This is a genomic window from Buttiauxella sp., assembly GCF_049686335.1.
Lineage (GTDB): Bacteria > Pseudomonadota > Gammaproteobacteria > Enterobacterales > Enterobacteriaceae > Buttiauxella.
The window spans coordinates 294,137-317,881 of record NZ_JBAVHX010000008.1; the positions used below are offsets into that span (position 1 = coordinate 294,137).

At 51.3% G+C, this 23,745-nt stretch carries 24 protein-coding genes; 7 read left to right on the forward strand and 17 right to left on the reverse strand.

Features of this window, described 5'->3' with window-relative positions:
- The first annotated feature begins 227 nt into the window (after positions 1 to 227).
- From yqaB to WBL83_RS06700, 5 genes are all read left to right on the forward strand, one after another.
- Positions 228 to 794 (forward strand): fructose-1-phosphate/6-phosphogluconate phosphatase, encoded by a 567-nt coding sequence (gene yqaB, locus WBL83_RS06680; RefSeq protein WP_424588402.1) that lies wholly within the window; start codon positions 228 to 230, stop codon positions 792 to 794.
- The gene (locus WBL83_RS06685) at positions 791 to 1,219 is read left to right on the forward strand and encodes a YqaA family protein (RefSeq protein ID WP_424588403.1); all 429 of its coding nucleotides are present in this window, start codon (positions 791 to 793) and stop codon (positions 1,217 to 1,219) included. Before yqaB ends, WBL83_RS06685 begins: the two co-directional genes overlap by 4 nt.
- Before the next feature lie 204 nt (positions 1,220 to 1,423).
- Positions 1,424 to 2,980: a glutamate--cysteine ligase gene (gshA, locus tag WBL83_RS06690; protein WP_424588404.1), complete on the forward strand. Its 1,557-nt coding sequence runs from the start codon at positions 1,424 to 1,426 to the stop codon at positions 2,978 to 2,980.
- A 154-nt stretch (positions 2,981 to 3,134) separates the two neighbouring features.
- Positions 3,135 to 3,650 carry an S-ribosylhomocysteine lyase gene (gene luxS, locus WBL83_RS06695; RefSeq protein WP_034457434.1) on the forward strand — a complete coding sequence of 172 codons (516 nt, stop codon included), beginning with the start codon at positions 3,135 to 3,137 and terminating at the stop codon, positions 3,648 to 3,650.
- Positions 3,651 to 3,737: 87 nt separating this feature from the next.
- Positions 3,738 to 4,493: an AraC family transcriptional regulator gene (locus WBL83_RS06700; RefSeq protein ID WP_424588405.1), complete on the forward strand. Its 756-nt coding sequence runs from the start codon at positions 3,738 to 3,740 to the stop codon at positions 4,491 to 4,493.
- On the opposite strand, the gene leuA is transcribed toward WBL83_RS06700, so the two are convergent.
- The 15 genes from leuA to WBL83_RS06775 all read right to left on the reverse strand — a co-directional run bounded on the left by leuA (position 4,490) and on the right by WBL83_RS06775 (position 20,585).
- Positions 4,490 to 6,160 carry a 2-isopropylmalate synthase gene (leuA, locus tag WBL83_RS06705; protein WP_424588406.1) on the reverse strand — a complete coding sequence of 557 codons (1,671 nt, stop codon included), beginning with the start codon at positions 6,158 to 6,160 and terminating at the stop codon, positions 4,490 to 4,492. The two genes, WBL83_RS06700 and leuA, sit on opposite strands and share 4 nt — an antisense overlap.
- 142 nt (positions 6,161 to 6,302) lie before the next feature.
- Positions 6,303 to 7,841 (reverse strand): multidrug efflux MFS transporter permease subunit EmrB, encoded by a 1,539-nt coding sequence (gene emrB, locus WBL83_RS06710; protein WP_424588407.1) that lies wholly within the window; start codon positions 7,839 to 7,841, stop codon positions 6,303 to 6,305.
- Between the two features lie 15 nt (positions 7,842 to 7,856).
- Positions 7,857 to 9,029, reverse strand: a complete 1,173-nt coding sequence (gene emrA / locus WBL83_RS06715) for a multidrug efflux MFS transporter periplasmic adaptor subunit EmrA (RefSeq protein ID WP_424588408.1) — start codon at positions 9,027 to 9,029, stop codon at positions 7,857 to 7,859.
- Positions 9,030 to 9,160: 131 nt separating this feature from the next.
- On the reverse strand, positions 9,161 to 9,691 hold the full coding sequence (gene mprA, locus WBL83_RS06720; protein WP_424588409.1) for a transcriptional repressor MprA: 531 nt from the start codon (positions 9,689 to 9,691) through the stop codon (positions 9,161 to 9,163).
- An 86-nt stretch (positions 9,692 to 9,777) separates the two neighbouring features.
- Complete coding sequence (ygaH, locus tag WBL83_RS06725; protein ID WP_424588410.1) at positions 9,778 to 10,119, reverse strand: L-valine transporter subunit YgaH; 342 nt, start codon at positions 10,117 to 10,119, stop codon at positions 9,778 to 9,780.
- A complete protein-coding gene (locus WBL83_RS06730; protein ID WP_424588411.1) occupies positions 10,116 to 10,856 on the reverse strand; it encodes an AzlC family ABC transporter permease in 741 nt (246 codons plus the stop codon). The genes ygaH and WBL83_RS06730 overlap by 4 nt, the downstream gene beginning before the upstream one ends.
- A 125-nt stretch (positions 10,857 to 10,981) precedes the next feature.
- Positions 10,982 to 12,157, reverse strand: coding sequence for an MFS transporter (locus WBL83_RS06735; protein ID WP_424588412.1), 1,176 nt, complete (start codon positions 12,155 to 12,157; stop codon positions 10,982 to 10,984).
- A 376-nt stretch (positions 12,158 to 12,533) separates the two neighbouring features.
- Entirely contained in the window at positions 12,534 to 13,526 is a 993-nt protein-coding gene (gene proX / locus WBL83_RS06740) for a glycine betaine/L-proline ABC transporter substrate-binding protein ProX (protein ID WP_424588413.1), read from the reverse strand.
- Between the two features lie 57 nt (positions 13,527 to 13,583).
- Entirely contained in the window at positions 13,584 to 14,660 is a 1,077-nt protein-coding gene (gene proW / locus WBL83_RS06745; RefSeq protein ID WP_424588414.1) for a glycine betaine/L-proline ABC transporter permease ProW, read from the reverse strand.
- A complete protein-coding gene (proV, locus tag WBL83_RS06750) occupies positions 14,657 to 15,856 on the reverse strand; it encodes a glycine betaine/L-proline ABC transporter ATP-binding protein ProV (protein WP_424588415.1) in 1,200 nt (399 codons plus the stop codon). The genes proW and proV overlap by 4 nt, the downstream gene beginning before the upstream one ends.
- A 342-nt stretch (positions 15,857 to 16,198) precedes the next feature.
- Positions 16,199 to 17,161 carry a class 1b ribonucleoside-diphosphate reductase subunit beta gene (gene nrdF, locus WBL83_RS06755; protein WP_424588416.1) on the reverse strand — a complete coding sequence of 321 codons (963 nt, stop codon included), beginning with the start codon at positions 17,159 to 17,161 and terminating at the stop codon, positions 16,199 to 16,201.
- Between the two features lie 9 nt (positions 17,162 to 17,170).
- The gene (gene nrdE, locus WBL83_RS06760; protein ID WP_424588454.1) at positions 17,171 to 19,291 is read right to left on the reverse strand and encodes a class 1b ribonucleoside-diphosphate reductase subunit alpha; all 2,121 of its coding nucleotides are present in this window, start codon (positions 19,289 to 19,291) and stop codon (positions 17,171 to 17,173) included.
- Positions 19,291 to 19,701: a class Ib ribonucleoside-diphosphate reductase assembly flavoprotein NrdI gene (gene nrdI / locus WBL83_RS06765; RefSeq protein ID WP_424588417.1), complete on the reverse strand. Its 411-nt coding sequence runs from the start codon at positions 19,699 to 19,701 to the stop codon at positions 19,291 to 19,293. The genes nrdE and nrdI overlap by 1 nt, the downstream gene beginning before the upstream one ends.
- Positions 19,698 to 19,934: a glutaredoxin-like protein NrdH gene (nrdH, locus tag WBL83_RS06770; protein WP_424588418.1), complete on the reverse strand. Its 237-nt coding sequence runs from the start codon at positions 19,932 to 19,934 to the stop codon at positions 19,698 to 19,700. Before nrdH ends, nrdI begins: the two co-directional genes overlap by 4 nt.
- Before the next feature lie 219 nt (positions 19,935 to 20,153).
- Positions 20,154 to 20,585 carry a carboxymuconolactone decarboxylase family protein gene (locus tag WBL83_RS06775; protein WP_183270389.1) on the reverse strand — a complete coding sequence of 144 codons (432 nt, stop codon included), beginning with the start codon at positions 20,583 to 20,585 and terminating at the stop codon, positions 20,154 to 20,156.
- 132 nt (positions 20,586 to 20,717) lie between these two features.
- Between WBL83_RS06775 and WBL83_RS06780 the strand changes: the two genes are divergently transcribed.
- A complete protein-coding gene (locus WBL83_RS06780) occupies positions 20,718 to 22,052 on the forward strand; it encodes a PLP-dependent aminotransferase family protein (protein WP_424588455.1) in 1,335 nt (444 codons plus the stop codon).
- 156 nt (positions 22,053 to 22,208) lie between these two features.
- Here the strand turns inward: WBL83_RS06780 and WBL83_RS06785 are convergent, their stop codons facing one another.
- The gene (locus tag WBL83_RS06785) at positions 22,209 to 22,535 is read right to left on the reverse strand and encodes a DUF883 family protein (protein ID WP_424588419.1); all 327 of its coding nucleotides are present in this window, start codon (positions 22,533 to 22,535) and stop codon (positions 22,209 to 22,211) included.
- Between the two features lie 160 nt (positions 22,536 to 22,695).
- Between WBL83_RS06785 and WBL83_RS06790 the strand changes: the two genes are divergently transcribed.
- The gene (locus WBL83_RS06790) at positions 22,696 to 23,037 is read left to right on the forward strand and encodes a DUF2002 family protein (RefSeq protein WP_424588420.1); all 342 of its coding nucleotides are present in this window, start codon (positions 22,696 to 22,698) and stop codon (positions 23,035 to 23,037) included.
- 54 nt (positions 23,038 to 23,091) lie between these two features.
- On the opposite strand, the gene alaE is transcribed toward WBL83_RS06790, so the two are convergent.
- On the reverse strand, positions 23,092 to 23,547 hold the full coding sequence (gene alaE / locus WBL83_RS06795; protein ID WP_424588421.1) for an L-alanine exporter AlaE: 456 nt from the start codon (positions 23,545 to 23,547) through the stop codon (positions 23,092 to 23,094).
- Positions 23,548 to 23,745 lie beyond the last annotated feature (198 nt).

Below are 23,745 nucleotides of genomic sequence, written 5' to 3' on the forward strand. Positions count from 1 at the left end.
ACGTTGCTTCAGCAACGGCCTGAAGGGCGAGCCTTTGGCGAGTAATCTTCCTGGGTGCACCATTCTTCTCTCCCTGTTTTATCCCCTCAAAAAGTAACGCTTAAACTACCCTGTAACACCCTGCATACCAATTAGTCACCTTCTTAACTATCTCAATTACAATAAGCGACAATATTATTGGTTTACGATAAAGTAACACCTCAATATTGAGTGATGTGAGGGATGTGATGTACGAACGTTACGACGGTCTGATTTTCGATATGGACGGAACCATCCTCGATACCGAACCAACACATCGTAAGGCGTGGCGTGAGACGCTTGCGGGTTATGGCATGCAATTTGACGAAACAGCGATGGTTGCGTTGAACGGCTCCCCAACCTGGCGTATTGCGCAGGCGATTATCGATCTTAATGGTGCAGATCTTGACCCTCACTGTCTGGCGAAGGAAAAGACGCAAGCCGTAAGGGCTATGCTTCTTGATACTGTGCGTCCGCTTCCTCTCATTGATGTCGTTAAATCCTGGCATGGGCGTCGTCCTATGGCGGTAGGTACCGGTAGCGAAAGCGATATCGCCGAAGCGCTGCTGAACCATCTTGGCTTACGTCAGTATTTTTCAGCCGTTGTTGCAGCTGATCATGTCAAAAACCATAAACCTGCTCCTGACACATTTTTGCTATGCGCCGAATTAATGGGTGTGGCTGCGAATAAGTGTGTGGTGTTTGAAGATGCAGATTTTGGCCTGGAAGCCGCTCGCGCAGCAGGAATGGATGGTGTGGATGTGCGTTTGTTGTGAGTGAAACGCTTTCCTTATTATCACTGTTTACCAGTAGTTTTCTCAGCGCAACGTTGCTCCCGGGAAGTTCAGAAGCAGTCCTCGTCGCATTGTTAGTGGCGGGTACAGGGCCAACCTGGTTACTCATTTTAATAGCAACAATGGGTAATAGCCTTGGTGGCTTAACTAACGTTATTCTGGGGCGTTTTTTTCCATTGCGAGAACAGTCGCGTTGGCAAGGAAAGGCAACCGCCTGGCTGGTTCGTTTCGGCCCGGCAACCTTATTACTCAGCTGGATGCCTTTGATTGGCGATCTGCTGTGCCTGTTAGCTGGCTTATTACGCATGAGCTGGGGACCGGTAATCTTTTTTTTATGCCTTGGTAAAGCGCTACGCTATATCGTTGTAGCGGCTGCAACGGTACAAGGCATGGCGTGGTGGCACTAATTGATTGGACTGATATACCCATTTTCTTTCTAGCTGCAGGTGTGTTGGCTGCAATCGCAAACCCCAGTCACTTACTCAAGTAAGCTCCTGGGGATTTGCTCTCTTGCCGCCTTCCTGCAGCTCGAAATCTAAAGGGTATAATTATCATCGCCATTTAAAACAATTATGCTTAATAAAAATGAAATCGACAGGCGGGAGGTCAATTTGATCCCGAACGTATCACAGGCGCTAGCCTGGCTGGAACAGCATCCTCAAGTAGTAAAAGGTATTAAACGTGGTCTTGAGCGTGAAACGCTACGAGTCACACCAGATGGTCAGTTGGCAACAACAGGTCATCCGGAAGTCCTTGGTTCAGCGCTAGCACATAAATGGATAACAACGGATTTCGCTGAAGCGCTGCTAGAGTTTATTACTCCGGTTGATGGCGATATTGACCACATGCTGACATTCATGCGCGATATTCATCGCCATGTCGCCCGTAATTTGGGTGAGGAGCGCATGTGGCCTCTCAGCATGCCGTGCTATATCGATGATGGTCAGAATATTGAGTTGGCGCAGTATGGTTCATCCAACAACGGGCGTTTAAAAACGCTATACCGTGAAGGATTGAAAAATCGTTACGGCGCGTTGATGCAAACCATTTCCGGCGTGCATTACAACTTTTCGTTGCCGCTGGAGTTCTGGCAGGCACGTCTGGGCGTAGAAGATGCCCAGAGCGGTAAAGAAGCGATTTCAGCAGGGTACTTCCGTCTGATTCGTAACTATTACCGATTTGGCTGGATTATTCCGTATTTGTTCGGCGCATCGCCTGCAATCTGCTCATCTTTCTTGCAAGGGAAAGAGAGCTCTCTGCCGTTCGAAAAAACCGAATGCGGTATGAATTACCTGCCGTACGCGACTTCATTGCGTCTGAGTGACCTGGGTTATACCAACAAATCTCAGAGCAACCTGGGCATTACGTTTAACGACCTGGAAACTTACGTCGCCGCGCTAAAACGTGCCATTAAAACGCCATCGGAAGAGTACGCGAAGATGGGTGTTGAGAAAGACGGTAAGCGTCTGCAAATCAACACCAACGTATTGCAAATCGAAAACGAACTCTACGCTCCGATTCGTCCTAAACGTGTCACAGCAGAAGGTGAGTCGCCTTCTGACGCCCTGATGCGCGGTGGAATTGAATATATCGAAGTGCGTTCACTGGATATCAACCCTTTCTCACCGGTCGGTGTGGATGAGCAGCAAGTGCGCTTCCTCGACCTGTTCATGATTTGGTGCGTGCTGGCTGATGCTCCAGAAATGAGCAGTGATGAATTGCTTTGCACCCGCAAAAACTGGAATCGTGTGATTCTGGAAGGGCGTAAGCCTGGCCTGACGCTGGGTATGGGTTGCGAAACTGCGCAGTATCCGTTGGCAAAAGTGGGCAAAGATTTGTTTACCGATTTGCGTCGTGTTGCTGAAACGCTGGATGGTATTGCGGGTAATACAGAGTATCAGGATGTGTGTGACCAACTGGTTGCCTGTTTCGATAATCCTGAATTAACGTACTCAGCGCGAATTCTGCGGTCTATGATTGATAATGGCATTGGCGGTACAGGACTTGCGTTGGCTGAGCAATATCGTCAGATGCTGATACAAGAGCCTTTAGAGATTTTGACCGAGGATGTATTGCAGAAGGAGCATGACGCTTCGTGGCAACGTCAGCGGGAAATTGAAGCTAAGGATACCGAGCCGTTCGATGTCTGGCTCGCAAGTCACTCTTAGTACAAAAGAAAAAGGCCACAATCAGTGTGGCCAAAATATACATCTCTGAATCAGGGATGATGATAATAAATGCGCGTCTTTCATATACTCAGAGTGGTGTAGGAAAGAAAGGTTCATTTTATTTTTAAAAAAATCACTTATCGGAGGTGATCAGATGCCGTTGTTGGATAGCTTCACAGTTGACCATACCCGCATGGGCGCACCAGCAGTGCGTGTGGCCAAAACGATGCATACGCCCCATGGCGATACTATCACTGTATTTGATCTGCGCTTTTGTATCCCGAACAAGGAAGTGATGCCAGAAAAAGGGATTCATACTCTTGAACACCTGTTTGCTGGTTTTATGCGTGACCATCTGAATGGGAACGGCGTAGAGATTATCGATATTTCACCTATGGGTTGTCGTACAGGTTTCTACATGAGCCTGATTGGCGTGCCAGAAGAGACTCGTGTTGCTGATGCGTGGAAAGCGGCAATGGAAGATGTTCTGAAGGTGAAAGAGCAAAACCAGATCCCAGAGCTGAATGTTTATCAGTGTGGGACGTACCACATGCACTCGCTGCAAGAAGCTCAAGACATTGCGCGTCATATCCTTGAGCATGGCGTGAGCGTGAACAGCAACGAAGAGTTAGCTCTGCCAAAAGAGACACTTAAAGAGCTGCACATCTAGTCTGTAGCCTTATAAAAAGGAGCCCATCGGCTCCTTTTTTTATTCCTGCGCTATGCTATCTTCATCTTTTCGCTCATAAATAATCCTATGTCTACCACTCTTCAGTTCAACTTCGCGACGCGTCCGCTGGTTCCCTTTGCCCATGATTATCCGCATGGCGCGACGGAGCCCTGGCATAGCCATGACTGCGCGCAACTGCTGCATACTTTAAGTGGCGTAGTGCGAGTAGAAACGGAACAAGGTTATTGGATTGTGCCCCCCAGTCGTGGTGTATGGCTTCCAGCGGAAACACGTCATCGTTTGCAGGTCACGGGACATGTCGCGGCCAGAACGTTGTTTATCGATCCTTTTGCTCGCGCGGATTTACCCTCGATCTGTCAGGTAGTGCAGGTTTCTGGGTTACTGCGTGAGTTGATCATATGCTCGCTGACGCTACCAGAATGGTACGAAGCAGGGAGCAGGGCGGAGAGGATCTACGAATTGATCCTCGATGAAATCCGCGTGATGACAGTTCTGCCTTTTAATCTCACGGAACCGCAGGCTTTCACACTGCAAGCGTTATGCCGTCAGGTTCAGGCTGAACCCGGCAAATCATGGACCACCGCAGTGGCTGCCGCTCAGCTCAACGTGAGTGAACGAACCTTACTGCGTCATTTCCGCGAGCAAACAGGTATGGCATTCAGCGAATGGGTACGACGCGCACGGCTAATGGAAGCGCTAAATCGTCTGGCTCAAGGGCAATCGGTTCTGCGGGTGGCGCTGGATCTTGGCTATGAAAGCCACAGTGCATTCAGCGCCATGTTCCGACGGACTTTGGGCGTATCCCCAAGTGAATACTTCTAGTTCGAGGCGTGTATCGGCAAGGCGTTAAGCAAAGCCTGTAACGAAGCCCGCGCAACATCATTGTCTATACCAACCCCCCAGCGACTTTCACCATTGGCAAAAGTACAGCGTATATAGGCAGCTGATCGGCTCTCGCTATGCCTTCCAAGCGTATGCTCATGGTAGTCCTCGATAGAAAAAACGACCTTGAACTGTGATGCCAGAGCATCAGCGGTGGCAGAAAGAAGCCCGTTACCTTTGCCCTGCAACGTCAATATTCCTCCTGGTGTCTGGATGCGCGCCTGTAGTGAAAGTCCGCCTTCTGCCTGACTTTCACTGCGGTAATCCAGTAGTTGCCGTTCAGCGAGTTGATGCGGCCCATACAACTTGCGGAACAACTGCCAGAGGGCGGTAAGAGTCATTTCGTTACCGTCCCGGTCGGTCTGTTCCTGAACGTGGCGGCTGAAGTCTTGCTGTAACCCACGTGGCAATACCAACCCGTGGTTTTGTTCGAGCATCCACGCCGCGCCGCTTTTACCAGACTGACTGTTAACGCGGATCACCGCCTCGTAACTACAGCCGATATCGTTCGGGTCTACAGGGAGATATGGCATCTCCCAAAGCGGAGAAGAAGATTGCTGCCGGGCGGTGAAACCCTTTTTGATAGCATCCTGATGCGAGCCTGAAAAGGCGGTAAATGCCAACTTCCCGGCATAGGGATGGCGAGGGTGCACCGGTAACTGATTACATTGCTCCACCTCTTCGACGACATGCTTCATGTCGCTGAAATCGAGCTGCGGTAAGATCCCCTGGCTGTAGAGATTCATCGCCATGGTTACCAGACAGACGTTGCCGGTGCGTTCACCGTTGCCGAACAAACAGCCCTCTACACGGTCGGCTCCCGCAAGTATCGCCAGTTCAGCACTGGCCACACCGCTTCCCCGGTCATTGTGAGGATGGACGCTGATACACACTGCGCTGCGCCGTGAGAAATGGCCACAGAAGTACTCAATTTGGTCGGCATAGACGTTCGGAGTATTCACTTCGACGGTCGCAGGTAAGTTGATAATCATCGGCCTTTCGCGGCAAGGCTCCCAAACATCGGCCACCGCCTCGCAGATTTGCAGCGCGAAATCAGGCTCGGTGAAACAGAAGGTCTCCGGAGAGTATTCATAGCTCCACTGTGTTTGCGGGTTTGCCTCGCACAATGCGCGGATCCTGCGCGTCGCACTGACGGCCAACTGGATAATCTCCTCTTTGCTCTGGCGGAATACCAGGCGGCGGAAAAGTGGGGCAGTGGCGTTATACAAGTGCACCGTCGCGTGACTGGCACCTTCAAGAGCAGCAAAAGTGCGTTCAATCAGATCGCTACGTGCCTGAGTCAGCACCTGGATTGTGACGTCGTGCGGTATCCGCTGCTCTTCAATCAACTGGCGTACAAACTGGAAGTCCGTTTCAGACGCTGACGGAAAAGCCACTTCAATTTCCTTAAAACCGCATTGGATCAACAGTTCCCAGAAGCGCAGTTTTCGCAGGCCGTCCATGGGTTCAGCCAGCGCCTGGTTACCGTCGCGCAAGTCAGTGGAAAGCCAGCGTGGGGCATGCGTAAGATGTTTGTTTGGCCATTGGCGGTCAGGCAGGTGAATCGGGGGATGGGGCAGGTATTTTTGCGACGGATCGTGCAGCATGTTGGTTTTCCTCGGCGTGGGTCAGTCTTTATCGTGACGACTTTAGGCCGGGTGTACTGGCGCAAAACTGACAACGTGTGCTGTGAAACCGCCAGATGACAGACAAAGAAAAGGGGCCAATCGGCCCCTTTAAATTTCTGACTTAGTGCGCACCGCCGCCACCGCCTCCGGCACCAAACGGAGGTTTGGCAAACCACACCAGACCCAGCAACAGAATAAATATCCCTGCTGAAATCCAGAAAATCTCATTGGCTGCAATAATCAGCCCCTGATTGGTGATCTGCTGCGCAATATAGCCAGAGGCTTGCTGCGTAGACATCCCCAGATTTTCCAGCTGCGAGTACATCTGCTGCGCATTCGGGTTAAACGGTGAAACGGACTCCGTTAACTGCGAATGGTGCATGGCTTCGCGGTTGGTCCAAAGTGTCGTGGTGATGGACGTACCAATCGAACCGGCAAGAGTACGCGTAAAGTTCGACAGACTCGACGCCGCCGCCATGCGTTCAGGCGGGAGCCCGGACAGCGTAATGGTTGTCAGTGGCATAAAGAAGCAGGCCACGGCGAAGCCCTGAATAAACTGAGGCCAGGCCGACGCGCCGAAATCCATCCCCGGTTCGAAGGTATAAGCACGCCAGTAGAAGCACACCGCGTACATGATAAAGCTGAACGTCACCAGCCGCCGCATATCGAGCTTATGAGCAAAGCGCCCGATAATGGGCGATAACAGCACTGGAATGACACCCACCGGTGCCGACGCCAGACCCGCCCAGGTTGCCGTATAGCCGTATACCTCCTGCAATAGCTGCGGCAGCAAAACAATTGCGCCGAAGTAGAGCATGTAGGCAAGACTGATACACAGACAGCCGATGGTAAAGTTTCGCGACTTAAACAACGACAGATCAACGATGGGGTTATCGTCGGTGAGCTCCCAGACAATCAAGAAGCTAATCGCCACCACCGCGACGATAGTCAGAACGATGATTTCAGTGGAGTTAAACCAATCCAGCTCTTTGCCGCGGTCGAGCATGATCTGCAGGCTACCAATGCCGAGAACCAGCAACGCAAGCCCGATACCATCAATACGACGGTTCTCGGTTTTAGTCTCACGGCCACGCAGCGTTTGCAGTGTCAGCAACACCACCACCGCTCCGATTGGCACGTTGATAAAGAAGATCCAGCCCCAGTGATAGTTATCACTGATATAACCACCGAGAATCGGCCCGCAAATGGGCGCCACAATAACGGTCATCGACCATAGCGCCAGCGCAATACTTCGCTTCGCGGGTGGATAGTTATTGAGCAGCAGACTTTGTGAGAGTGGAATCAGTGGCCCGGCAACAATCCCCTGGATAACGCGGAAGAAAATCAGCATCTCCAGACTTTTTGAGACGCCGCAAGCCCATGAAGCCAGCACGAACAGAATCGTCGACCACATGAACAACTTCACTTCACCCAGGCGCTTTGCCAGCCACCCGGTGATAGGAATTGAGATGGCGTTTGCCACCCCAAACGACGTAATAACCCAGGTTCCCTGGCTCAGTGATGAGCCAAGGTTACCGGCGATCGTCGGTATTGCCACGTTGGCGATGGTGGAGTCCAGCACCTGCATAAAGGTCGCCAATGACAAGGCGATGGTCATGATGACCAGTGGAGCCCCTTCCAGCGGTTTTTGCTGTTTCATACAAGCTCCGCTTTGTTAACCCGCATTGGCCTGGATGATGTTATTGATAAGCTCGTTGACTGGCGCAAGGTTCAGCTCGCGCGCGTTGCTTTCATAGACCGGAGAGCTACGCGTTGCATTCGCCAACATACTGCCATCGCGGTTACTGGTATCCACCGTCACTAACGTGGAAAGCCCGATACGCAGCGGATGTTGTTCAAGCTGTTTTGCATCCAGTTCAATACGCACTGGCAAACGCTGAACGACTTTGATCCAGTTACCCGTCGCATTTTGTGCAGGCAGCAGTGAGAATGCGCTACCTGTGCCCATATCGAGGCCCACGACTTTACCGGTGTACTCGATTTTATCGCCGTAGATATCACTGACGATGGTCGCCGGTTGGCCAATACGCATATGCGCAAGCTGGGTTTCTTTGAAGTTCGCATCAACCCATAAACCACTCGCAGGCACGATAGCCATCAGTGGCGTCGTCGGGCTAATCTGCGCACCCACTTGCACCACGCGACGTGAAACGTAGCCGGTCATTGGGCTGACAATCTTAGTCCGTTGCAGTGCCATCCAGGCGTTACGCAACTCAGCTGCCGCTTGTTTCACACTTGGCTGCTCTTCGAGTTTGGTTCCGAGGATCATTGCCTGATTGGCATTGTATTGTTGAATAGCAACATCCAGTTGCGCTTGAGCCGATGCGACGGCATCTCGGGCGTGTTGCAATTCTTCACGGCCAATCAGGTTTGCGTTACCCAGCGGCACGCGACGGTTAAGGTCGCTTTGAGCCTGTGCAAGAGAGGTCTTTTGCAGCTCAATATTGGCCTGATATTGCTTACTGTTAATCATTAACTGACGAGTCTGACGCACGCTTGAAGCCAGCACCGTTTGTGCTTGCTCAAATGCTTGTTCAGCGTCCGCCTGGTCCAGCGTCACCAACACATCGCCCTGTTTAACGAAGTCGGTATTATCTGCCCAGACCTTGGTTACGCTTCCGGAAACCTGGGACATTATCTGCACCTGATTACCAGCCACATACGCATCATCCGTATTTTCGTAGTGACGTAACACTAGAAACCAATAAATCCCATATGCCACAGCAATAATGACAAACAGCAAGGTCAATACAATCAAGGCACCTTTACGTTTGCCTTTCTTGTTTCCCGGCTGCTGCGGGGTTTGAGTCTCCGCATGTGCGCTCATGCTTATCTCCACACTTTTTTATTATAGTGATCGGCTGAGCCGACCTGTTAGACCCAACAGGCCAGCAAGGTAAGTTGCTGGCCTGTCAGTGTTTTTTTCTTTGTGACACGACGATAACGCGTTGACAGCACTTAGCGCACGGCTTCAAGTACCGTCTGGTTTTCATCCATTTCATCAAGGCGGGTGAGCAATTTGCGGGTGATCTGTTCCAGCTGCTCTTTTTCCGAACCACTCAGCGAGGACCACAGTTCATGCAAGCAGTGGTGCTGCGGTGGTAACACCTGACGCAAGAATTCCTGACCTTTTTCGGTCAAATGCAGATGCAGGCAGCGGCGATCGTTCTCGCTTTCACGACGTTCAATCCAGCCACGCTTTTCCAGCTCATCGGCAATTCGGGTTGCATTGGTACGTGAAGAACCTAATGCGCAACTCAACTCTGAAGGCTGGATACTATGATTTTCCTGCGATTCAAGAGTGATCAACGCCATAAACAGCGTTTCGTTAATCCCTTGAGCTTTCAGCATTTTATTGCGGTTTTCCAAAAGCTTGCCTTGCATATGCATGCACAGGCGCGTCAGAAGAATTTCCTGGTAAGGGAACTCCTCATAGCGTTTGGCGCGAAATTTTAGCATTTGTTCAATGGGCGTAAACGAACTATCCATTTTGGCATAACCTCATTAGTTGCGGTCGATATAATAACGATGGTGACAAATAAAGTAAATGTATTGTTTGTACGTTTTTTTATTCGTCAGACTGATATCACCATCATGAGTTTCCAGGTTAATCCATAACCCAGAGCACTTAATAGTGTCGGGATAATGATGCTGCGAGTCTTATAAAAGCTCAGCCCGAGAATGATAAAGCCCATTAGCGTCGGGACCAGACGCTGGGCGTCGTGCATGATTTCAGGCACACACGAGACCACCAGCAACGCACAAATTGATGCGATGCCAATACTGTCGAGTAGCACGCCTGTCGCCCCTCGTTTGGCCGGACGCGTCGAGTTTGCCCGGATACGCAGGGGTAAATAGCGGAACAGGTAGTTGGCACACCCGACCAGCAGGCCCAGCAAAAGTACCTGAGTACTCATTCGGGCTCTCCTTGATAAAACGCCTGCACTAATGCCGCCAGACAGCCACAAACGATCCCTGCAAGAATGGACGCGGGAATGGAAATCAGCGTGACGCCCAACAAGGCACCCGCAAGGGAGGCGGTAACTGTCCAGGATTGTTTCCGCTGGAACGACGCCAGCAGGAAACTCATAAATAACGCAGGCAACATAAACCCTAACGCTGCCTCAACTGCGGGCAGTTTATCCAGCAAACCGTTACCCGACCATGCACCCAGCGCGGTGCCTAAAACCCAAGAGAACCACGAGCTAAAGGCAATACCTATCATCCAGTTTTCGCTCCAGCGCCGGTTATCACGCACCAGTTTGGCGGTGGCGGCTGCGAAAACTTCGTCGGTCAGGCCGAATGCCCAGATTGCGGTTTTAGGTTTGCTCAACTGGCGTGTAATTCGTTGACGCAGGGAAGGGCCATACAAGACGTGGCGCACATCCATCGCCATCACCGTTAAAGCGGCGACCCACAAAGAGCTTCCGGCAGCCAGTAAAGCCGTGATCACGAATTGGCTGGCACCAGCATAAATAATGCAGGAGAAAAACAGGCTTTCGAGAGGAGTGAATCCCAGCTTAGTGGCATTAAGCCCAAACGCAAATGCGACCGGAATGTAGCTGATGACAATCGGTAAACTGTCTTTCAGCCCTTCAGCCCAGGTAGCATCGCTTTGATCGTTTTCTGATGAAACAGTTGCAGGACTATCCATATTGAATATTTATATATTTCTGACGTTAATATCACTCGAAGGAACCAACAGGGATAACCTTAACAGACTGGTACGACCCTTAATACCCCCAAATTATCCCTGATGGTTGTAAAGGATTAGTGGTATCACGGCTGGCGGTGATAACCACGCCACCACACTACTAAATTTAGTAGTGCCATTATCGCACCCGCAGCACACACACCATTCCATCCAGCATGTTGATAGGCGTTTGCGGAAATCACTGAACCTGCCGCGCCGCCAATAAAGTAGCTGGTCATGTAGCCGGCAGTCAGACGGTTTCGCGCTTCCGGCATCATGCGATAGATAACCGTCTGGTTGGTGATATGGACACCCTGAACGGTTAAATCGAGTACCAGGATCCCAACGATAAGCGCGATAACGGAATACTGCCCCATCGCGGTGGCAATCCACGACAACAGCAACAGCACCAGCCCGATAGTCGTGGTGAGATGCGCTTTGCCTTTATCGGCAAACCCGCCCGCTGGACGCGCACCCAAAGCACCCGCCGCACCCGCGAGGCCAAACAGGCCAATCACCCCTTCGGAGAAGTTAAACGGCGGTGACGCCAGCAGAAATGCCATCGACGTCCAGAGAATGCTGAAGTTGGCAAAAGTCAGGCAACCGAGCAACGCACGGGTACGCAGTAGCGGAGTTTTGATAAACAGGCCGAATACCGAGGAGAGCAGTTGAGGATAATTTAGATGGGTTTCAGATTTCACTTTTGGCAAACCACGCCACAAGGCCAGCGCCATCATCACCATTAACACACTCGCGACCCAATAAACGGTGCGCCAGCCGCCAAGGCTTGCAAGCAACCCGGCCACGGTACGTGCCAGCAAAATCCCTAGCAACAAGCCGCTCATAATGGTGCCGACGACTTTGCCGCGTTTCTCCGGCTCCGCAAGTGTTGCGGCGAGCGGCACGAGAATTTGTGCCACTACCGAGAACAAACCCGTCAGGGCGGTGCCAAGAATCATCATCCACAGTGTCTGGCTCAGGGCCACAATGACCATTCCTCCGGCGGCCAGCAGCGTCATAAAGACAATCAGCCCACGGCGCTCAAACATATCCCCCAGAGGTACGAGGAACAGCAAACCTACGGCGTAGCCCAGCTGTGCGGCGGTAACGATAAATCCGGCCTGGTTAATCGAAAGGTTAAAGGCAGTCGCAATCGTGTCGAGCAGAGGTTGTGCGTAGTAGTTACTGGCAACGGCTAAACCCGTCGCGAGGGACATCAGGACGATCAGCGCGGGGCTAAGTCCTTGAGTGGAATTTTTCATTCTAATTCTTCGGCTTGTGATGAGAGAACCGGAATAATAGCGAAAATTAATGTAGGTGGGAGTCGGATTGTGCGTTTTGTTTTGGTTGGGTCGCCCTCACCCTAACCCTCTCCCGCAGGAGAGGGAACTGTCCGGTTTTCTCCTTCTCCCGCAGGAGAGGGAACTGTCCGGTTTTCTCCTTCTCCCGCAGAAGAGGGAACTGTCCGGTTTTCTCCTTCTCCCGCAGAAGAGGGAACTGTCCGGTTTTCTCCTTCTCCCGCAGAAGAGGGAACTATCCGGTTTTCTCCTTCTCCCGCAGGAGAGGGAACTGTCCGGTTTTCTCCTTCTCCTGGGGGAGAAGGCCGGGATGAGGGCGTCCTTAGCTAAATATGAACTCTTACTTAACTGCCAGCGCTTCGTTCACCCAGCCATCAAACTCAGCCTGGTGCGCTTTAATCCAGCCATCAACGTGACCCTGAATATCCGCTTCTGAGGCTTTACCGTTATGCATCATCGCATTTTCGGCATTGATATCCGCCAGTGGCAGTTTCATCAGGCTAAACAGTTTCGCCGCTTGCGGATTTTTCTCCGCCCAGGCTTTGTTGGCCACGATATGCATGGTGTTCACCGGGAAGCCATAATTCGCGCCGTTCGGCAGTTTGGTGTCCATATCTTTCTGCTGACCAGGCATCGAAGAGAATGGCACTTGCAGCCACACCACATCTTTACCCGGCACCATCACGTCACTCACCCAATATGGCGTCCAGGTGTAGTACAGAATCGGCTTACCTTCCTTGTGGCGCGTAATGGTGTCGGCAATCATCGCCGAGTAGTTACCCTGATTATGTTCCACGGTGTTGGTCAGACCAAAGGCGCCAATCTGGTGATTAATCACCGCTTCGCAACCCCAGCCTGGCGTACAGCCGGTTAAATCTGCTTTTCCGTCGCCGTTGGTATCAAACAATTTGGCGATCTTCGGATCTTTTAACTGCGCGATATTAGTGATTTTGTATTGTTCGGCAGTTTTCTTATCAATCAGATAACCCTGTGCGGCACCCTGAACGTAGGTCCCTTCACGGTAAAACTTCTTGTCACCCCCTGCAGCAGCATACATATCGTCGTGCAGTGGTTTCCAGTTGGTGGCAATAAACGTGGTATCGCCAGCGGCCATGGAGGTGTAAGCCACGTTGTAATCCACTTCACTCGGTTTACTCACGGTATAACCGAGTTTTTCCAGGCCCCGGCTCACCAGTAAAGTCTGGAATGATTCTTCTGAGATGGTGCTTTGTGCAGGCTGAACCGTCATGCCTTTGCCCGGTAAATCTGCGGCAAAAGTGCTGGTGGTTACGAGAGTCGCAAGGGCTGTAGCGAGTAGCGTTGTGTGTCGCATCGTTATTCTTCCTTTTCGGTGATGGGGCGTGAGGCGGCACGAATGCCGCCATCATGTTTATTTGATGAAGGGACGGGTCAGGAGACCAATTGGGCCGGTGTTAAACCAGCGACGGTTGCCACGGCTGCGTGAATCGCGGCCAATGGACTGAGTTAAACGGTCGAGAATAATGGCCAGGATAACAATCCCGACGCCGCCGACGGTCGCAAGACCCATATCGAGACGGCCAATACCACGCAATACCATCTGTCCAAGACCGCCAACGGCAATCATTGATGCGATAACGACCATGGAAAGTGCCAGCATCAGCGTCTGGTTTACGCCCGCCATAATGGTTGGCATCGCCAGCGGTAACTGAACTTTGAACAACATCTGACGCGGGCTTGCCCCGAACGAACGTGATGCTTCAATCAAATCTTCCGGAACCTGCTTAATCCCCAGAATTGTCAGACGCACAATCGGTGGCAGAGCAAAGATAATCGTCACCACCACACCCGGCACGTTACCGATACCGAACAGCATCACGATAGGCACCAGATAGACAAACGCCGGCGTGGTCTGCATGGCATCTAATAGCGGGCGGATTATCTTCGCCGCGCGCTCGCTTCTGGCAAGCCATATACCCAGCGGCAAACCAATAATCATGCAGAACAGCAGGGCGGTCAGAACCAGCGCCAGCGTCACCATCGCTTGCGACCATGCGCCAATCGCGCCAATCGCAACCAACGACACTAACGTCGCAATCCCCATTCCGAGGCTGGACATCTGCCACGCAATCAGCGCGAACAGGATGATCGCCACCGGCGCTGGCATCCCCAGCAAGAAGTGCTGGAAGCCACTGAGGATATAATCCACCGGCACACGAATACCCTGGAATACCGGGCGGAAGTGTGTGACCACCCAGTCGATCCCGTGTGTCACCCAGCTATCGAGTGGCACAAGCGTCTTATGGAACGGATCCAAAATATTAAAATGCTCTGGTGCCGGTGCAGGAGCTGAATTCAGCCAGTCTGCGCTGCTACCTGTCGCCGGTGTCGATGCCGGGCCACCCCACGCATCTGCGGTAGATGCAGCCTGATTGGTTGTTGCGTCGGCAGCAGCACTGCCGGTATCCCACGGATTTGATGCACTCATTGACTTACCCCCTCACGATCTAACGCCTGCAGCAGAACCCCTTTCGAGATAATGCCCACGTACTGACTCTCTTCCCCAATAACCGGAACCGCGCACGGTGCCTGGCCAACATGGGTGAGCAGATCGCTCAGTGACGTATCAGCGGAAACTGCCGCTGGAGATTCGAGGTAAGCATTGTCCAGACCCTGGCCTGCCGCTAATGCGGCTTTCAGAGAATCTGTTGAGACAATCCCGAGGAATTTCTGTCCGCGTTCAATGACATAACCGAATTCACGGTCTTCATCTTGCAGCAGCTTGAGCGCCGAACGCGGGCCAAAACCGGCAGTTTTACGCAACAGGCCAGCCGGGTTACGACGGGCAATATCTTTCGCGCTAAACACCTGGCTTATATCCACACCACGGAAGAAGGTGCGAACATAATCATTCGCCGGATTATTCAGAATTTCATCCGGTGTACCGACTTGCACAACTTCACCACCTTGCATAATGGCAATTCGGTCGCCAATACGCATTGCTTCATCCAAATCGTGGGAAATAAATACAATGGTACGTTGGTGTTTTGCCTGCAATTTAATTAATTCATCCTGCATCTCAGTACGAATTAATGGATCGAGGGCAGAGAAGGCTTCATCCATCAATAATATATCGGGATTAATTGCCAAAGCACGGGCCAAACCAACACGCTGACGCATACCACCAGAAAGCTCATCGGGATACGCGTGGGAATAATTTTCAAGCCCAACCTGACGCAATGCATCAAGCGCTTTTTCCTGACGTTCTTTCAACGGAATACCAGCTAATTCCATACCGAAAGCGGTATTATTTAGCACCGTCATATGAGGCATCAGAGCAAAGGACTGGAATACCATGGAGATCTTATTTTTGCGTACTTCACGCAGTTCCGCTTCTGATATTTTGGCGATGTCGACGCCGTCAATCAGTACCTGTCCACGGGTTGGTTCAATCAGGCGATTGAGAAGGCGAACCATGGTGGATTTACCGGAACCCGATAACCCCATGATGACAAAAATCTCGCCTTCTTCAATGGCCAGACTGGCGTCTTTTACGCCAAGCGACAGCCCTGTTTTCTCCAGTAATTCTGCTTTGGAAATACCTTTTTCTATATATTTGAATGCGCGTTGTGGATGCTCACCAAATACTTTATATAAATTCTTTACTTCAAGTTTAATTGCCATGCAATAAAGTTATTCCTGTATTTATATATTTATACACAATTCCTGATGGAAATATTCACTGCATATACCCTAACATACTCAGAATCTGAGACAACCCTCGATTTCTGATATATGCAATATCCGCGCCGGGGATGTGGTCGAAATTTCCCGTGAGTAAAGGGCTGAGAGCAAATCAGAGAAAGATGATATTTTTTGTAAGCGGATGGGTAATTTGGCTGAATGGCAGGCGATCTTCAATAATATGTAGGGTGGATAAGCGACAGCGTCATCCACCAAATTTTGTGTTAATTTAAGGCGGATGACGCGGTGCTTATCCGCCTTAAATTAAGGTGAATTTCTAATTTAAAAATTCCAATCTTCGTCCTGCGTTTCCACCGCTTTCCCCATCACATACGAAGAGCCTGAGCCTGAGAAAAAGTCATGGTTTTCATCCGCGTTTGGCGATAGCGCGGCAAGAATAGCCGGATTCACTTCCGCCATTTCAGGCGGGAAGAGGGCGCTATAACCGAGATTCATCAACGCTTTATTGGCGTTGTAGCAAAGGAACGTTTTGACCTCTTCCTGCCAGCCCACATCGCCGTACAGCGCATCGGTATAGGCCACTTCATTATCGTAAAGATCCATCAGCAACTCGAAGGCGAAATTGTGCAATTCGCTTTGGCGTTCTGCACTTTGCTGCGCCAGTGATTTCTGGAACTTATATCCGATGTAATAACCGTGTACCGCCTCGTCGCGAATGATCAGCCTGATAAGGTCAGCCGTGTTGGTCAATTTACCGCGACTTGACCAATACATCGGCAAATAAAAGCCTGAGTAAAACAGGAACGACTCCAAAAATACGCTGGCGATTTTCTTCTTCAGCGGGTCATCGGCATGATAATGGGCAAGGATGATTTGCGCCTTGCGTTGCAGCGCGGCGTTTTGTTCGCTCCATTCATAGGCGGCATCAACATCCTTAGTCTGACAAAGGGTGGAGAAAATCGAACTATAGGAGCGGGCATGCACTGCTTCCATAAAGCTGACATTCGACAGCACCGCTTCTTCATGCGGGGTGATAGCATCCGCCATCAACACCGGCGCACCGACGGTATTCTGAATGGTGTCCAGCAGCGTCAGTCCGGTAAACACCCGAATCGTGAGTTGCTGTTCGTCGTGCGTCAGTGACTGCCACGCCGGAATATCATTCGACAGCGGCAGTTTCTCGGGGAGCCAGAAATTAGTGGTCAGACGGTTCCACACTTCGAGATCTTTCTCATCCTCGATCTTATTCCAGTTGATGGCACTTACGCGGCTTAACTGAATCATGTTCTCTCCTTATAAAGCGCAGGACACGCAGCCCTGAACTTCTGTTCCTTCCAACGCCATCTGACGCAAGCGAATGTAATAGAGCGTTTTGATGCCTTTTTTCCAGGCGTAAATCTGCGCTTTGTTAATATCGCGAGTGGTGGCGGTATCGCGGAAAAATAGCGTCAGCGACAGACCTTGATCGACATGACGTGTGGCTTGCGCGTAAGTGTCGATGATTTTTTCCGGGCCAATATCGTAGGCGTCCTGATAAAACTCCAGATTTTCATTGGTCATAAACGGCGCCGGATAATAGACGCGCCCGGTTTTACCCTCTTTGCGGATCTCAACAGGCGAGACAATCGGGTGAATACTCGAGGTCGCATGATTGATATAAGAGATAGAGCCGGTCGGCGGGATGGCCTGCAAATTCTGGTTATACAAACCGAACTCCATCACATCGTCACGCAACTGCTGCCATTGCTCGCGAGTGGGAATATCGATACCCGCGCTGGCGAATAACTCGCGCACTTTTTGGGTTTTCGGCTGCCAGCTTTCTTGCAGATATTGGCGGAAGTACTCGCCGTTCGCATAACGTGACTGTTCAAAACCGGCAAAGCGCTGTTTGCGCTCCCGAGCCAGCAAATTTGAGGCGCGAATGGCGTGCCAGGTCACGGTGTAGAAATAGAAGTTTGTGAAATCCAGCCCTTCAGCGGAGCCATATGCAATGCCTTCGCGAGCCAGATAACCGTGTAGATTCATCTGCCCGAGGCCAATAGCGTGCGAGGCGGCATTTCCGGCTTCAATAGAGGGTACGGAGCGAATATGGCTCATATCGGAAACCGCCGTCAGCCCGCGAATAGCCGTTTCAATAGTCTGGCCGAAATCGGCAGAATCCATGGCGTGCGCGATATTCAGTGAACCGAGATTGCAGGAAATATCGTGCCCTACCTGCTGATAATCGAGGTTTTCGTCATAGCTTGATGCGCTGTTCACCTGCAAAATTTCTGAGCACAGGTTGCTCATATTAATGCGACCGGCAATCGGATTTGCGCGGTTAACCGTATCCTCAAACATGATGTACGGATAACCGGATTCAAACTGGATTTCCGCCAGGGTCTGGAAGAAATCGCGCGCATTAATAAAAGTCTTACGGATGCGTTCGTCTGACAGCATCTCATGGTACAACTCGCTGACCGCAATATCGCCAAACGGCTTGCCGTAAATACGCTCGACATCGTAAGGCGAGAAGAGCGCCATCGGCTGGTTATCTTTCGCTAGTTGGAAAGTGATATCCGGGATCACCACGCCAAGCGAGAGCGATTTGATGCGGATTTTCTCATCCGCGTTTTCACGTTTGGTATCCAGGAAACGTAAAATATCGGGATGATGGGCGTGCAGATATACCGCTCCCGCCCCCTGACGCGCACCGAGCTGATTGGCATAAGAAAACGCATCTTCCAGCATTTTCATTATCGGGATAACGCCGGATGACTGGTTTTCAATGCGTTTAATTGGCGCACCGACTTCGCGTAAATTAGACAGCAAAAATGCCACGCCGCCACCGCGCCTGGAGAGTTGAAGCGCAGAATTCACTGCGCGGCCAATCGACTCCATATTGTCTTCGATGCGCAGCAGAAAGCAGGAAACCAGTTCGCCGCGCTGCATTTTTCCGCAGTTCAAAAAAGTCGGCGTTGCAGGCTGGAAACGGCCACTGAGCATCTCATCCATCAGCTGAATTGCCAGCTTTTCATCACCTTGTGCAAGGGTGAGCGCCACCATGCAAACCCGGTCAGGGAAGTGCTCGAGGTACTCTTTGCCGTCCCAGGATTTCAGCGTGTAGCTGGTGTAATACTTCCACGCGCCAAGGAACGTCTGGAATTTGAAACCACTGTGATAAGCCTTTTCAAACAGCGTCTCTACAAAGCGACTTTCGTAACGTTGTAGCACCGCGTTGTCGTAATAGCCTTCTGCCACCAGCCACTCGAGGCGTGCCTGCTGATGGGGAAAGTGGCGTGAACGGGGCAGCACATGCTGTTGATGGAATTGTTCTACTGCCAGTTTATCTTTCTCAAACTGGATGCGTCCTTCCGAATCATAAAGATTCAGCATGGCGTTGAGCGCATGATAATCCGCACTTTCCGTCGCCATTACGCTGATAGCTTCTGTCTTTGCCAAAATTCTTTGACTCCCTTACGCACGTTTTCGATGTCCTGCTCGGTGCCGAGTAGCTCAAAACGATAGAGGTACGGTACCTGGCATTTTTGGGCTATCACGTCGCCCGCCCGGCAAAAACCTTCGCCAAAGTTACGATTTCCGCTGGCTATCACCCCGCGCAACCATGACCGATTGGCCGGGTTGTTTAAAAATCGAATCACCTGAGCGGGAACTGCGCCAGCAATCCCGCCGCCGCCGTAACTTGGCACGATCAAAATGTAGGGTTCCGTCACTTCAAGCCGCTGTTTCACTTCAAGCGGAATACGCACGGCGGGTAGTCCCAGGCGTTCGACAAAACGCAGGGTGTTTTCCGATGCGCTCGAGAAGTAGACGAGATTGCTCATGCGCTGACTCGAGCGCGCAGGCGGTTGATCATATCCGGACGAAACCCGCTCCAGCTTTCCTCATCGGTGATCACGACCGGCAACTGGCGATATCCTTGAGCGCGCAAATCGTCCGCTGCTTCAGGGTTTACATCGAGGTTAATCAGGTCAAAAGCGAATCCACGGCTTTCGATTGCGCGCTTAGTTGCGTGGCATTGGACACAGTCATTTCGTGTGTATATGGTAATGCGCATGATTCTTATTCTCTCTGTGGTTGAGAATATGAATACTAGATGTGGGTGAGAAAATTATCAACCATACAAGATATAGTATTTTTAGATAAGGATAGAAAAGGTGATGAGTGCGGCGGGGATGTAAACAACCCTCACCCTGGCCCTCTCCCTGAGGGAGAGGGAATCTTCATGTCTCCCTCTCCTGGGGGAGAGGGTTGGGGTGAGGGGAAAGCGCAGATACTACATCCGCATACTGATCGCCAGACGGTTAAACGCATTCATCAAACTCGCGGTAAACGTCAAATCGCTAATCTCTTGTGCGGTGAAGAATTGCAGCAGCGGCTGGTACACCGCATCTTCTGCGCCACCTTCGGTAATCAGCGTCACGGCTTCGGCCCAGGCGAGTGCGGCGCGCTCTTTGTCGCTGAAGTGATGACTTACTTTCCAGCCCGCCAACGCATCCAGTTTGGTCTGGTCAACACCATCTTTGCGTAAGGCTTTTGAGTGCATTTCCAGGCAATAGGCGCAGCCGTTAATTTGCGAGACACGCAGGAAAACCAGTTCAATCATTGTTGAACCCAGCGAGCTGGATTCCAGACCTTTCAGCGCCTGAAGCATTGGCTTAAACACAGCAGGGGACAGGTCAAAATAGGGTTGGCGTAATTCGATCATGGTTTGGTTCCTCATATTGGTGTGCGAGCAATTTAGCACTATGATGGACCACTCAAGAGAGCCATAAATTAACTAATAAAGCAGACCATAATGGCAAAGCCAAATGAACTGGTAGTCAGTGCTCACCACGCCATCCCGCGTTATCAACAAATCGCCAGGCAACTCAAACAGGCCATCAGTGATGGTGAGCTGATGGCTGGGAGCCGTTTACCGTCGAGCCGCACCATGGCGCTGGAGCTCGGTGTCGCGCGGGCGACAGTAGAAAACGCCTATGGTGAATTAGTGGCACAAGGCTGGCTGGAAAGACGTGGCCAGGCGGGAACTTTCGTCACTCCTTCCGTGACTTCTGGGGCGAATAACGTTGCCAATGCCCTGAGCCAACCACAGGGTGCGCCGCGTCCGTTTCAGATGGGATTGCCCGCACTTGATGCCTTCCCCCGTGCGTTGTGGGCGCGGGTAATGGGGCGGCGCTTACGCCTGCAAACCCGTTATGACCTGCTGATGCCAGAAGCGAACGGGGAATCGACACTGCGCCAGGCCATTGCCGACTATTTACGTTTTTCGCGCAGTATCGACTGCCAGCCGGAGCAGATATTTATCACCGCCGGATTTCAGGCCGCCATGCGCCTTGTGGTGCATACGCTGGCAAAACCGGGCGACGGAATCTGGCTCGAAGATCCCGGTTACCGCTATGTGCGTCCGGCATTTGCCGAGGCGGGAATGACGTTGCAGCCTGTGCCCGTCGATGGCGAAGGGATGCAAATTGATTACGGAATCGAACATTTTCCTGACGCGCGTTTTGCGCTCCTGACTCCCGCGCACCAAAGCCCGCTCGGCGTGGCGTTATCGCTGGCACGCCGCCATCAATTGCTCGACTGGGCGGCAGCTAATCAAAGCTGGGTGATTGAAGATGATTATGACAGCGAGTTTCGCTATCACGGGAAACCCTTACCGCCGATAAAAAGTCTCGATGGTCCGCAGCGCGTTATCTACGCCGGAACGTTCAGCAAATCGCTTTTTCCGGCACTGCGCGTCGCATGGCTGGTGGTGCCGCAACAGCAGGTCGAGGCATTCTCACGCCATACTCATTTCTTGCCCTGCACCGCACCGCTATTGATTCAGCAAACCATTGCCGATTTTCTTCGTGAAGGCCACTTTTGGCGTCATCTGAAAAAAATGCGTTTGTGCTATAGCGAGCGACGAGTCTGGCTGGAACAGGCGTTGCGAGAGCAGGGTTTTGATGTTGTTCCGCAAGCGGGAGGCATTCAACTGGTGATGCGTGTCAGTGGCGACGATCGCGCATGGGTCGCGAAAGCTCGTGAAGCCGGGCTTGCGGTGCAGGCACTCAGTGACTGGCGTATGGAGTCAACAGGGGAAGGCGGGATTCTGATGAGTTTTACTAATCTGACTTCGCAGGCAATGGCCTTGAAAGCCGCGAAACAACTGCGTGAAGCGATAGTACCGTAGGTCGGATAATTGTGCCGTAGGTCGGATAAGCACAGCGTCATCCGACACAACAGGCGTAAATACTGGATGACGTTTTCGCTCATCCCCCTAAAAACAAGAAACCCCGGAATTAATTCCGGGGTCAGACGCATATTTGTTATCACTACGCTTTTATGACTAACGTCGGGAAGCTAACAACGCCCCGATGAAAATACCCACAGCGGCACTAATACCTACGCTCTGCCATGGTTTGTCGCGCACATAAGTGTCGGCGCAACCCATCGCATCACAAGCGGCTTGTTTTACTCTGGTGCGACCCTGAAGGCGAGCACGCGTCTCTTTTAACAGAGACTCCGCTTTTTTGCGGGCAGCTTCCCCTTCTTCTTTAACATCGCTACCGAACGATTTAAGAACCTCTTCTAGCGTGTCCGCCAGTTGGTTCACGTCACGGTTAACATCATCAACACCTTCATCTACATCATTTCGATTTACGCGGTTAAACATTTGTTTCTCCCTTTTTGCGATGTACTACTCAGTGTAGACCATAATTTTTAGTAATGAGGGCGTTCACTCTCTTTCGCGGTCTTTATGGACTAATCTGAAAGCGTTGCTAATGCTGGTTAATGTAAGGTTGCGCTGCAATAGAAGATGACGAGGAAAAATTATGTATTTACGACCCGATGAGGTGGCCCGCGTTCTTGAAAAAGCCGGTTTTACCATGGATGTTGTCACACCGAAAACGTACGGATATCGCCGTGGCGATAATTACGTTTATGTCAATCGCGAAGCGCGTATGGGGCGAACTGCGCTGATTATTCACCCGACGCTTAAAGAAAGAAGCCAGACCCTGGCAGAACCCGCGACGGACGTTAAAACTTGCGATCATTACCAACAATTTCCACTCTACCTGGCTGGGGAAATTCACCAGCATTACGGTATTCCGCACGGCTTTAGTTCACGCATTGCGCTGGAACGTTATTTGTCTGGTTTGTTTGGCGAGCATTAATCGAAACCGGCGTTGTTGCACGTCACGGCGCAACGCTAACCCCTTTGAACGAGCTCAAACCCCCGCTTTCGCGTTCCGATACCCACTGATGCGGAACAAGCGACGGCAATAATCCAGAAAATAGCCATACGCTGCACCCATAAGCATCGACACAATAATGTTCGAGCTGACAGCCGCCGCTATCTGGTTCCAGTCCGCACCGACCGACCACAAAATCACGACGTACACCGGTGACTGGAAAGTCACGTAAGCCAGTACGTCCACAAGATTTTTAGTCCAGTTAGCCTGGCTATAACGTTTAATAAAACGCATAAATGCGTCGCGGTAAAAACCGTAAGGCCACGCAATCAAAATGTTGACGGGGATAGCGACCAGACGCGAAGAGAGCGACTGCTCGAAGCTCATGCCGGAGAGAAAGATCTCTATCATCATGTTCACGACCGAGCAATAAACTACCATCGCAAAAGTATCTGCGACTGCATGGCGCAGACGTGACTCAGGAGAAAACATTATTCCGACTCCGAATGAAAATTAGATATATACACTGCCAATGAGAGTCTGTGGCAGCGCTAATAAATGGCTTAATTTTATTCGACTAGATTATATCGCTGCTTGAAATTGGACAATTAGTGATAAATTTTTATTTACTGACAATTTATCAATAAAATCCGCTAAATGAGACAGAACAGGCAGAGTTTCCTGATTTTG